This window comes from Pseudomonas sp. TWR1-1-4 (genome assembly GCF_049897165.1).
Lineage (GTDB): Bacteria > Pseudomonadota > Gammaproteobacteria > Pseudomonadales > Pseudomonadaceae > Aquipseudomonas > Aquipseudomonas canadensis.
Window position 1 is genome coordinate 569777 of the sequence record NZ_JAFCVS010000007.1, and the last position, 10573, is coordinate 580349.

Consider the following 10573-nt stretch of genomic DNA (forward strand, 5'->3'; position numbering starts at 1 on the left):
AATGCAGCATTCGATTAAATAGATGGCTTGCGCGGGTGGGGCTGTTCACGGGCGACGGTGAGGAACGGGTCGACCAGCGCAGGCCGGGCGGTGCCACGGCGCCAGGCGAGGCCCACGTCGAGGGTCTGGCTGAGGTCGGCAATCGGGCGCGCTTCAATGATGTCGCCTTCAAGTGACCAGGGCCGGTAGGTCATGTCCGGCTGGATCGACACGCCGAGGCCCGCCGCCACCAGGCTTCGCACGGCTTCGGTGGAAGCGGTGCGCAAGGTCACACGAGGTTGCAGGCCTGCGCCGGTCCACATGCGCTGGGCGTTGTGGCCCATTTCGTCGACGTTCAGCTGAATCAGCGGTTCACGCGCCACATCGGCCAAGTTAATGCTGTCGTGTTCCAGCAGTGGATGTTGTGCCGGTAGCCACAAGCGGTGCGGGGAGTGGGTGAGGACTTCGGTCTGCAAGGCGTGGCGGTCTTCGAGGTTGGAGAGGATCAGCACGCCCACATCGATTTCACCGCTGACCAGCAAATGTTCGATATACGGGCGTTCATCCTCCATCACGCGGATTTCCACATTGGGGTAGGCGCGCTGGAATCGCGTCAACAAATCCGCGAGGTAATAGCCAGCCACCAGGCTCGTCACGCCGATGATCAACTGCCCGGCGACCTGGTCGGTGCTCTGCTGCAGGCTGCGCTTGGCGTTGTCGACGGTGGCCAGGATCAGATGCGCCTGGCGCAGAAATTGATGGCCCTGATGGGTCAGGGTCATGCCCTTGGCGTGACGGTTGAACAGGTTGACGCCGATTTCCTGCTCCAGTTGCTGGATCGCCAGGGTCAGGGTGGACTGGGAAATGAACGCTGTCTGCGCGGCAGCGGAGATCGAACCGGTTTCGGCCACGGCGATAAAATGCCGGATTTGACGCAAGGTCATCATGCTGGAATTACCAGTGGGGTGTTTTTATAGATTTGTTCGAGTGTATATCGATTTAAGTGAAGGGCGATCGCGTTACATCTGGAAGCACTCTAGATCGAGGCTTTTTGGCACTTAGTTTTACGCTGGGAGCCTATTGGTCCTATGAACCCTAGTGTCTGGAGGCTACGAATGAATACCCGTGGATTGCTCGATCAGTTGCTCAAGTCTGGCCAGGACATGTTGCAAAACAAGGCTGGCGGCCAGCGTAAGCAGGACGACAAAGGTGCACTGGGCGGTTTGCTCGGCGGTGGTGGCCTTGGCAGTCTGCTCGGTGGCGCAGGCGGCGGCGCCTTGGCGGCCGGCGCCATGGGGCTGCTGCTGGGCAACAAAAAAGCCCGCAAGTTCGGCGGCAAGGCCCTGACCTATGGCGGTTTGGCGGCCTTGGGCGTCATTGCCTACAAAGCCTATGGCAACTGGCAGGCGCAACAGGCCAATGCCCCGAAAGGTGAGCCGCAGACCATTGACCGCCTGCCACCGGCCCAGGTTGAGCTACACAGCCAAGGCATCCTCAAGGCGCTGGTCGCTGCCGCCAAGGCTGACGGCCATGTGGATGAGCGCGAGCGCGAATTGATCGAAGGCGAATTCACCAAGCTGGACAACGACCGCGAACTGCAAAGCTGGCTGCACGCTGAGCTCAACAAGCCCCTCGATCCAGCCGACGTGGCGCGAGCTGCCGGCACGCCGGAAATGGCCGCCGAGATGTACATCGCCAGCGTGATGCTGGTGGACGAGGAAAACTTCATGGAGAAGGCTTATCTCGACGAACTGGCGCGGCAACTGAAACTGGAGCCGGGGTTGAAGCTGGAACTGGAAAAACAGGTACGCCAAGCCTCGCTCTGATCCCATGGCTTTATTGAGAGCACCCCGGATGCCGTAAAGGCCCGGGGTGTTTTTGCATTCTGTGAGCGCTACATCAAAACCCGTTGATAAATGAGGGCTTCTGCTCAGCTATACTCCCTCGCATTTGATCGGCCCTTCGAGGAATTACTGTGAAGAACTGGACCTTGCGCCAACGGATCTTGGCAAGCTTTGCGGTCATTATCGCCATCATGCTGTTAATGGTTGTGGTCTCCTATTCACGGTTGCTGAAGATCGAAACCAGCGAAGTTGCGGTGCGCGATGATGCGGTGCCGGGGGTCTACCTCAGCTCCATGATCCGCAGCGCGTGGGTCGACAGCTACCTGCAGACCCTCGAATTGCTGGGCCTGCGTGAAAACAAGCAGTTGAGCGACGCCGACCGTGCGGAGTTCAAGTCCTTTGAAGCACGCATTTTGCAGCAGATGGATAACTACGAAAAAACCATCGCCGGCGGTGACGATCGGTCCGAGTTCGACAAGTTCGAAACCCTGCACCAGGCCTATAACAAGAGCCTGTCCACGGTGCTCGACAGCCTGCAACGCGGTGACCTGGCTGCCGCACGCAAAGAGTTCGACACGCAGTTGACGCCGACCTGGACCGCAGGCCGTATGAAGCTCAACGACATCATCACCGAGAACAAAAACGTCGCCGACCGTGCGACCAACGCGATCGATGATGCGGTATCCGCAGCGAAAATCAGCATGTTTGTGTCGTTGGTCGTCGCCATCCTCGCCGCCGGCCTGTGTGGCCTGCTGCTGATGCGCGCGATCATGGCGCCGATGCAGCGCATCGTCGACATCCTCGAAACCATGCGCGACGGCGACCTGAGCAAGCGCTTGAACCTGGAGCGCAAGGACGAGTTCGGCGCCGTCGAAACCGGCTTCAACGACATGATGACCGAGCTGACCGCCCTGGTGTCCCAGGCCCAGCGTTCGTCGGTGCAGGTCACTACATCAGTGACTGAGATTGCCGCCACGTCCAAGCAGCAGCAAGCCACCGCCACTGAAACCGCTGCGACTACCACCGAAATCGGTGCCACCTCCCGCGAAATCGCGGCCACGTCCAAGGATCTGGTGCGCACCATGACCGAAGTGTCCACCGCCGCCGACCAGGCTTCGGTCGCCGCCGGTTCCGGCCAGCAAGGCCTGGCGCGCATGGAAGAAACCATGCACTCGGTGATGGGCGCGGCCGATCTGGTCAACGCCAAGCTGGCGATCCTCAATGAGAAGGCCGGCAACATCAACCAGGTGGTGGTGACCATCGTCAAGGTCGCTGACCAGACCAACCTGTTGTCGCTTAACGCGGCGATCGAGGCCGAGAAAGCCGGGGAGTACGGTCGCGGTTTTGCTGTTGTTGCCACCGAAGTGCGTCGCTTGGCCGACCAGACTGCCGTGGCCACCTACGACATCGAGCAGATGGTGCGCGAGATCCAGTCGGCGGTGTCGGCGGGCGTGATGGGCATGGACAAGTTCTCCGAAGAAGTGCGTCGCGGCATGTTTGAAGTGCAGCAAGTGGGCGAGCAGTTGTCGCAGATCATCCATCAGGTACAGGCCCTGGCGCCGCGGGTATTGATGGTCAACGAAGGCATGCAGGCCCAGGCCACCGGTGCCGAGCAGATCAACCACGCCCTGGTGCAACTGGGCGATGCCAGCAGCCAGACCGTCGAGTCCCTGCGCCAGGCCAGCTTTGCCATTGATGAGCTGAGCCAGGTGGCGGTCGGTCTGCGCAGCGGCGTGTCGCGTTTCAAAGTCTGATGAGCGACCTCGCGGCTAAACGCGGTGCCGTCCCGGCAGCGAAAAAGGCGTTGTTCCTGGTGTTCCACATCGGCAACGAACGTTACGCCCTCAAGGCCACGGAAGTGGCCGAGGTGCTGCCGCGCCTGCCTTTGAAACCCATCGCCCATGCACCGCTGTGGGTGGCGGGCATCTTTGCCCACCGTGGCACGCTGGTGCCGGTGATCGACCTTAGCGCATTGACCTTTGGCACCGCCGCCCAGGCGCGCACCAGCACGCGGCTGGTACTGGTCAATTACCAGCCCGAGCCCTGGACCGAGGCACGCTGGCTCGGACTGATCCTGGAGCAGGCCACCGACACATTGCGTTGCGATCCGGCGGAGTTTCAGCCCTACGGCCTCGACAACCGCCAGGCGCCGTATCTGGGGCCGGTGCGCGAAGACGCGTTGGGCTTGATGCAATGGATCGGCGTGAATGACCTGCTCACCGATGAGGTGCGCACCGTACTGTTTTCTGCCGAGCTGAGCCTATGAGCAGCGATCCGCGTTTCTTTGCCTTCCTTAAAGAGCGCATCGGCCTGGATGTCGCCTCGGTGGGCGAAGCCATCATCGAACGCGCGGTGCGCCAGCGCAGCCAGGCCGTCAATGCGCAAACGGCGGGCGAGTACTGGCAGCACCTGCAAAGTTCCGAGGATGAGCAGCAGGCGCTGATCGAAGCGGTGATCGTCCCGGAAACCTGGTTTTTCCGTTACCCCGAATCGTTCGCGACCCTGGCCCGCTTGGCCAAGGCGCGGCTGATCGAAATCAAGCAGATGCGCGCACTGCGCATCCTCAGCCTGCCGTGCTCCACGGGTGAAGAACCTTATTCGATTGCCATGGCATTACTGGACGCAGGCCTCGCGCCGCACCAGTTCAAGGTGCTGGGCCTGGATGTCAGCCCGCTGTCGGTGGAACGTGCGCGGCGCGGGGTGTATGGCAAGAACTCGTTTCGCGGTGGCGATATCGCCTTTCGCGATCGCCATTTCACCGAATACGGCGATGGTTACCACATTGCCGACCGTGTGCGCGAACAGGTGCGCCTGCAAGTGGGCAACCTGCTCGATCCGGGCTTGTTGGCGAATGATGCGAGCTACGACTTTGTGTTCTGCCGCAACCTGCTGATCTACTTCGACCAGCCCACGCAGAAGCAAGTGTTCGACGTGCTCAAGGGCCTGACCCACGTGGACGGCGTGCTGTTTATCGGCCCGGCCGAGGGCAGCCTGCTGGGGCGCCATGGCATGCGTTCAATTGGGGTGCCGCAGTCGTTTGCGTACAGTCGGCATGCCGAGCCGGTCAAGCCTGAGCCCGTGTTTGTGCCGATCGCCGCGCCGATCCCGCAACGCAGTGCGGCGCCGATTCCGAGCAAGCCACGGCCGTTCAGCACGGCCAGCGCCCAGGTGGTGCCGATCAAGACGCCGCACACCGATGCGGGCGACTTGCTCAGTCGCATCGCCACCCTGGCCAATGAAGGCAAGAGTGCCGAAGCCCGCGCCGCGTGCGAACAGTATTTGAGCAACCACCCGCCGGCCGCCCAGGTGTTCTACTGGCTTGGGCTGCTCAGCGACGTGGCCGGCAGCGCCCTGGAAGCCCAGGGTTATTATCGAAAAGCCTTGTACCTGGAACCCCAGCACCCGCAGGCCTTGATGCACCTGGCCGCGTTGCTCGAATCCCAGGGCGACAGTGCGGGAGCGCGCCGCTTGCAGGCGCGGGCTGCCCGTAGCGAGCGAGCTGACAGTGAGTCCAAACGATGAGTAACACCGAGGCGCTCGACACCGCAGGCCTGGACTTGACCCTGGCCAACACCCAAGCCATCGACGACTGCTGGAACCGCATCGGCATTCATGGCGACAAATCCTGCCCGCTGCTGGCGGACCATATCCATTGCCGCAACTGCTCGGTGTACTCGGCAGCAGCCACGCGGTTGCTGGACCGCTACGCCTTGCAGCAGGATGCGCATCGCCCGCATGCCACTGTCGAGCTGGGCGAAGACGTGGTCACCCGTTCTTTGCTGATGTTCCGTCTCGGCGAAGAATGGTTGGGCATTGCCACCCGTTGCCTGGTGGAAGTCGCGCCGTTGCAACCGATACATTCCCTGCCGCACCAACGCTCGCGCGCCTTGCTCGGCGTGGCCAATGTGCGGGGTGCGCTAGTGGCGTGCCTTTCGCTGGTGGAACTGCTCGGCCTGGATGTCACCAGCAACGGCACCAGCGGCAGCCGCATCATGCCGCGCATGCTGATCATCGCCGCACAGGATGGCCCGGTGGTGGTGCCGGTGGATGAAGTCGACGGGATCCACGCCATCGATGAGCGCACCTTGAAGGCGGCTTCGGCCTCCGGCACCCAGGCCAGCGCGCGCTACACCCAAGGCGTGCTGCAGTGGAAAGGCCGCAGCCTGCGGTGGCTGGACGAGGCGCAATTGTTGTCCGCCGTGACCCGGAGCCTCACATGACCCCCGACCAGATGCGCGATGCCTCGCTGCTGGAACTGTTCAGCCTGGAAGCCGATGCGCAGACCCAGGTCCTGAGCGCGGGCCTGCTGGCCCTGGAACGCAACCCGACCCAGGCCGATCAGCTTGAAGCCTGCATGCGTGCCGCTCACTCGCTCAAGGGCGCGGCACGTATCGTCGGCGTAGACGCCGGGGTCAGCGTCTCCCATGTGATGGAAGATTGCCTGGTCAGCGCCCAGGAAAGCCGCCTGTACCTGCAACCCGAACATATTGATGCGTTGCTGCAAGGCACCGACCTGCTGATGCGCATCGCTACGCCCGACAATAACGTGGGGCCGGCGGATATCGAAGCCTATGTGGCGTTGATGGAACGCCTGCTGGATCCGTCCCAGGCGCCGGTCAAGCCTGCGCCGCCGCCAGAACCGGCGGCTGTCGTTGAAGAGCTGCCGCCGGAGCCCGAGCCCGCGCCGCCAGTGGCTGCTGAGCCGCTGCGTCAGAACAAACGCATGACCGAAGGCGGCGAACGTGTGCTGCGGGTAACCGCGGAGCGTCTGAACAGCCTGCTCGACCTGTCGAGCAAATCCCTGGTGGAAACCCAGCGGCTCAAACCCTACCTGGCCAGCTTGCAGCGCCTCAAGCGCATTCAAAGCCAGAGCGTGCGTGCCCTGGATACGCTGGACGGGCAACTCAAGACCCAAAGTCTGAACCTGGAAGCCCAGGAAGCACTGGCTGACACCCGCCGCCTGCTCAGCGAAGCCCAGGCCCTGCTGGCGGAAAAAACCGCCGAGCTGGACGAGTTCGGCTGGCAGGCCGGGCAGCGCGCCCAGGTGCTGTATGACACGGCGCTAGCCTGCCGCATGCGCCCGTTTGCCGATGTCCTGGCCGGGCAGGTGCGCATGGTGCGTGACCTTGGCCGCAGCCTCGGCAAGCAGGTGCGTCTGGAGATTGAGGGCGAAAAAACCCAGGTCGACCGCGACGTGCTGGAAAAACTTGAAGCGCCGCTCACCCATTTGTTGCGCAATGCCGTCGACCACGGCATCGAAATGCCCGAGCAGCGCCTGCTCGCCGGCAAGCCGGCTGAAGGCCTGATCCGCCTGCGCGCGTCCCACCAGGCCGGTTTGTTGGTGCTGGAATTGAGCGATGATGGTAATGGCGTCGACCTGGAACGCCTGCGCGGCACCATCGTCGACCGGCATCTGTCGCCGCTGGAAACCGCCCTGCGCCTGAGCGAAGAAGAGTTGCTGACGTTCCTGTTCCTGCCGGGGTTCAGCCTGCGCGACAAGGTCACCGAAGTGTCCGGGCGCGGGGTCGGCCTGGATGCGGTGCAGCACATGGTCCGCCAACTGCGGGGCGCAGTGGTGCTGGAACAGACGGCGGGGCAGGGCAGTCGTTTCCACCTGGAAGTGCCGCTGACCTTGTCGGTGGTGCGCAGCCTGGTGGTGGAAGTTGGCGAGGAAGCCTATGCGTTCCCGCTGGCCCATATCGAACGCATGTGCGACCTGGCGCCGGACGATATCGTGCAACTGGAAGGTCGCCAGCATTTCTGGCACGAAGGCCGGCATGTCGGCCTGGTCGCCGCGAGCCAGTTGCTGCAGAGGCCGGCAGGGCAGAGTCCGTCGGACACCTTGAAGGTCGTGGTGATCCGCGAGCGCGATGCCGTGTATGGGATTGCCGTGGAGCGTTTTATCGGCGAGCGTACCCTGGTGGTGCTGCCGCTGGATGATCGTCTGGGCAAGGTCCAGGATATTTCCGCCGGTGCCTTGCTGGATGACGGCTCGGTGGTGTTGATCGTTGACGTGGAAGACATGCTGCGTTCGGTGGACAAACTGCTCAACACCGGCCGCCTGGAACGTATCGCGCGACGCAGCCAGCAGGCCACCGAAGCGCCGCGTAAACGGGTGCTGGTGGTGGATGACTCGCTGACCGTGCGTGAGTTGCAACGCAAATTGTTACTCAATCGTGGTTATGAAGTGGCGGTGGCGGTCGATGGCATGGACGGCTGGAACGCCTTGCGCTCCGAAGACTTTGACCTGTTGATCACTGATATTGATATGCCTCGTATGGACGGTATTGAATTGGTCACACTCTTGCGCCGTGACAGTCGCCTGCAATCGTTGCCGGTGATGGTGGTGTCCTACAAGGATCGCGAAGAAGACCGTCGTCGTGGACTGGACGCCGGTGCCGACTATTATTTAGCCAAAGCCAGTTTTCATGATGACGCCCTGCTGGACGCCGTGGTGGAACTGATCGGAGGCGCGCGGGCATGAGGATTGCGATCGTCAATGACATGCCCCTGGCGGTGGAGGCCTTGCGCCGCGCCTTGAGCTTCGAGCCCGCGCATCAGGTTGTCTGGGTGGCCGCCAATGGGCTGGAAGCGGTACAGCGCTGCGCTGAGCTGACGCCGGACCTGATCCTGATGGACCTGATCATGCCGGTGATGGACGGCGTGGAAGCCACCCGCCAGATCATGGCCGAGACCCCATGCGCCATCGTTATCGTGACTGTTGATCGCCAGGCCAACGTCAGCCGGGTGTTCGAAGCCATGGGCCATGGCGCCCTGGACGTGGTGGACACGCCGACCCTGGGCGTGGGCAATCCCAAGGATGCGGCGGCGCCGCTGCTGCGCAAGATCCTCAATATCGGCTGGCTGATCGGCCAGCGCGGCAGCCGCGTACGCGCTGAAACCGTTGCGCCGCGAATTACCGGGAAACGCCAGAGCCTGGTGGCAATCGGTTCATCGGCGGGTGGCCCGGCTGCCCTGGAAATCCTGCTCAAAGGCTTGCCCCGGGACTTTCCCGCCGCCATTGTGCTGGTGCAGCATGTGGACCAAGTGTTCGCTGCCGGCATGGCCGAATGGCTGAGCAGCGCCTCCGGCCTGCCGGTGCGCCTGGCCCGTGAAGGCGAACCCCCGCAAAGTGGCGTGGTGCTGCTGGCTGGCACCAACCACCACATTCGATTGCTGAAAAATGGCACGCTAGCCTATACCGCAGAACCGGTAAACGAGATCTACCGACCTTCGATCGACGTGTTTTTCGAAAGCGTGGCCAGCCACTGGAATGGCGATGCCGTCGGCGTACTGCTGACCGGCATGGGGCGCGATGGGGCCCAGGGCCTCAAGTTACTGCGTGAACAAGGTTATTTGACCATCGCCCAGGATCAGCAAAGCTCGGCGGTGTATGGCATGCCCAAAGCGGCGGCGGCGATTGATGCTGCTGTTGAAATTCGCCCACTGGATAGAATTGCGCCCCGATTGCTGGAGGTCTTTGCAAAATGAACAGGACTTCCCGCGGTGCTGGCTGGCAGGTAGTAATTCAGGTGACTGCACATGAATGATTTACAGATCGACGACATCAAGACCGACGAAAATGCCGCCATGGTGTTGCTGGTCGACGACCAGGCCATGATCGGTGAAGCCGTGCGGCGTGGCCTGGCTCATGAAGAAAACATCGATTTTCACTTCTGCGCCGATCCGCACCAGGCGATTGCCCAGGCGATCCGCATCAAGCCGACCGTGATCCTGCAGGATCTGGTGATGCCGGGCCTCGACGGCCTGACGCTGGTGCGCGAATACCGCACTCACCCGGCCACCGCGAATATCCCGATTATCGTGCTGTCCACCAAGGAAGATCCGCTGATCAAGAGCGCGGCTTTTTCTGCCGGTGCCAATGATTATCTGGTCAAGCTGCCGGACAACATCGAGTTGGTGGCGCGCATTCGCTATCACTCGCGGTCCTACATGACCCTGTTGCAGCGGGATGCGGCTTACCGTGCGTTGCGGGTCAGCCAGCAGCAGTTGCTGGACACCAATCTGGTATTGCAGCGGCTGATGAACTCCGATGGCCTGACCGGGCTGTCTAACCGTCGTCACTTTGATGAATACCTGGAGCTGGAGTGGCGTAGGGCCATGCGTGATCAGACTCAGTTGTCGTTGTTGATGATTGATGTGGATTTCTTCAAGACCTATAACGATAGTTTTGGGCACGTTGAAGGGGATGAGGCGTTGCGCAAGGTGGCGGCGACCATTCGTGAGGCGAGCAGTCGGCCTTCGGATTTGCCGGCGCGCTATGGGGGGGAGGAGTTTGCCCTGGTGCTGCCTAATACCTCGCCAGGTGGGGCGCGGTTGGTGGCCGAGAAGCTGCGCATGGCGGTGGCTGCTCTGAAGATTCCGCATAACGCGCCGACTGAGGGGTCGAGTCTGACTATCAGTATCGGGCTGTCGACCATGACGCCGCAGCAGGGGACGGATTGTCGTCAATTGATCATGGCGGCGGATAAGGGGTTGTATACGGCTAAGCATAATGGGCGGAATCAGGTGGGGATTGAGTAGGGCTTAGCGCTGCTGAGTACATATCCATTATTTAGGTTATGGCGGCTTATGGTTCCGCCCTTACGGCGGGTCACTTTTGAAAAGAGCCCAAAAGTAACCAAAAGGCTCTTGCCCCAACACTCGGCACCTCGCCTAGGCTCGGTGTGCCCTCACTCCGGCTTGAATCCGTGGGCCGCCGCGATGGGCCATCCTTGGCCCAGCGCGGC

The 10573-nt window shown here is 62.0% G+C and carries 9 protein-coding genes; 8 read left to right on the forward strand and 1 reads right to left on the reverse strand.

The features are described 5' to 3' along the window. Positions 1 to 14: 14 nt before the first annotated feature. Positions 15 to 926, reverse strand: a complete 912-nt coding sequence (locus ACP7C6_RS24710; protein ID WP_003209548.1) for a LysR family transcriptional regulator — start codon at positions 924 to 926, stop codon at positions 15 to 17. Between the two features lie 168 nt (positions 927 to 1094). On the opposite strand from ACP7C6_RS24710, the gene ACP7C6_RS24715 reads away from it, so the two are divergent. From ACP7C6_RS24715 to ACP7C6_RS24750, 8 genes are all read left to right on the forward strand, one after another. Next, a complete protein-coding gene (locus tag ACP7C6_RS24715; RefSeq protein WP_028619109.1) occupies positions 1095 to 1805 on the forward strand; it encodes a tellurite resistance TerB family protein in 711 nt (236 codons plus the stop codon). A gap of 149 nt (positions 1806 to 1954) precedes the next feature. Beyond that, complete coding sequence (locus tag ACP7C6_RS24720) at positions 1955 to 3577, forward strand: methyl-accepting chemotaxis protein (protein WP_028619110.1); 1623 nt, start codon at positions 1955 to 1957, stop codon at positions 3575 to 3577. Next, a complete protein-coding gene (locus tag ACP7C6_RS24725) occupies positions 3577 to 4089 on the forward strand; it encodes a chemotaxis protein CheW (RefSeq protein WP_122724088.1) in 513 nt (170 codons plus the stop codon). The genes ACP7C6_RS24720 and ACP7C6_RS24725 overlap by 1 nt, the downstream gene beginning before the upstream one ends. Next, positions 4086 to 5345 (forward strand): CheR family methyltransferase, encoded by a 1260-nt coding sequence (locus tag ACP7C6_RS24730; RefSeq protein WP_426109341.1) that lies wholly within the window; start codon positions 4086 to 4088, stop codon positions 5343 to 5345. The genes ACP7C6_RS24725 and ACP7C6_RS24730 overlap by 4 nt, the downstream gene beginning before the upstream one ends. Further along, the gene (locus ACP7C6_RS24735) at positions 5342 to 6043 is read left to right on the forward strand and encodes a chemotaxis protein CheW (protein WP_426109342.1); all 702 of its coding nucleotides are present in this window, start codon (positions 5342 to 5344) and stop codon (positions 6041 to 6043) included. Before ACP7C6_RS24730 ends, ACP7C6_RS24735 begins: the two co-directional genes overlap by 4 nt. Next, positions 6040 to 8307: a hybrid sensor histidine kinase/response regulator gene (locus ACP7C6_RS24740; protein WP_028619114.1), complete on the forward strand. Its 2268-nt coding sequence runs from the start codon at positions 6040 to 6042 to the stop codon at positions 8305 to 8307. Before ACP7C6_RS24735 ends, ACP7C6_RS24740 begins: the two co-directional genes overlap by 4 nt. Beyond that, complete coding sequence (locus ACP7C6_RS24745; RefSeq protein ID WP_028619115.1) at positions 8304 to 9314, forward strand: chemotaxis response regulator protein-glutamate methylesterase; 1011 nt, start codon at positions 8304 to 8306, stop codon at positions 9312 to 9314. The genes ACP7C6_RS24740 and ACP7C6_RS24745 overlap by 4 nt, the downstream gene beginning before the upstream one ends. 51 nt (positions 9315 to 9365) lie before the next feature. Continuing rightward, positions 9366 to 10367 (forward strand): response regulator, encoded by a 1002-nt coding sequence (locus tag ACP7C6_RS24750; protein ID WP_028619116.1) that lies wholly within the window; start codon positions 9366 to 9368, stop codon positions 10365 to 10367. Positions 10368 to 10573: the final 206 nt, after the last annotated feature.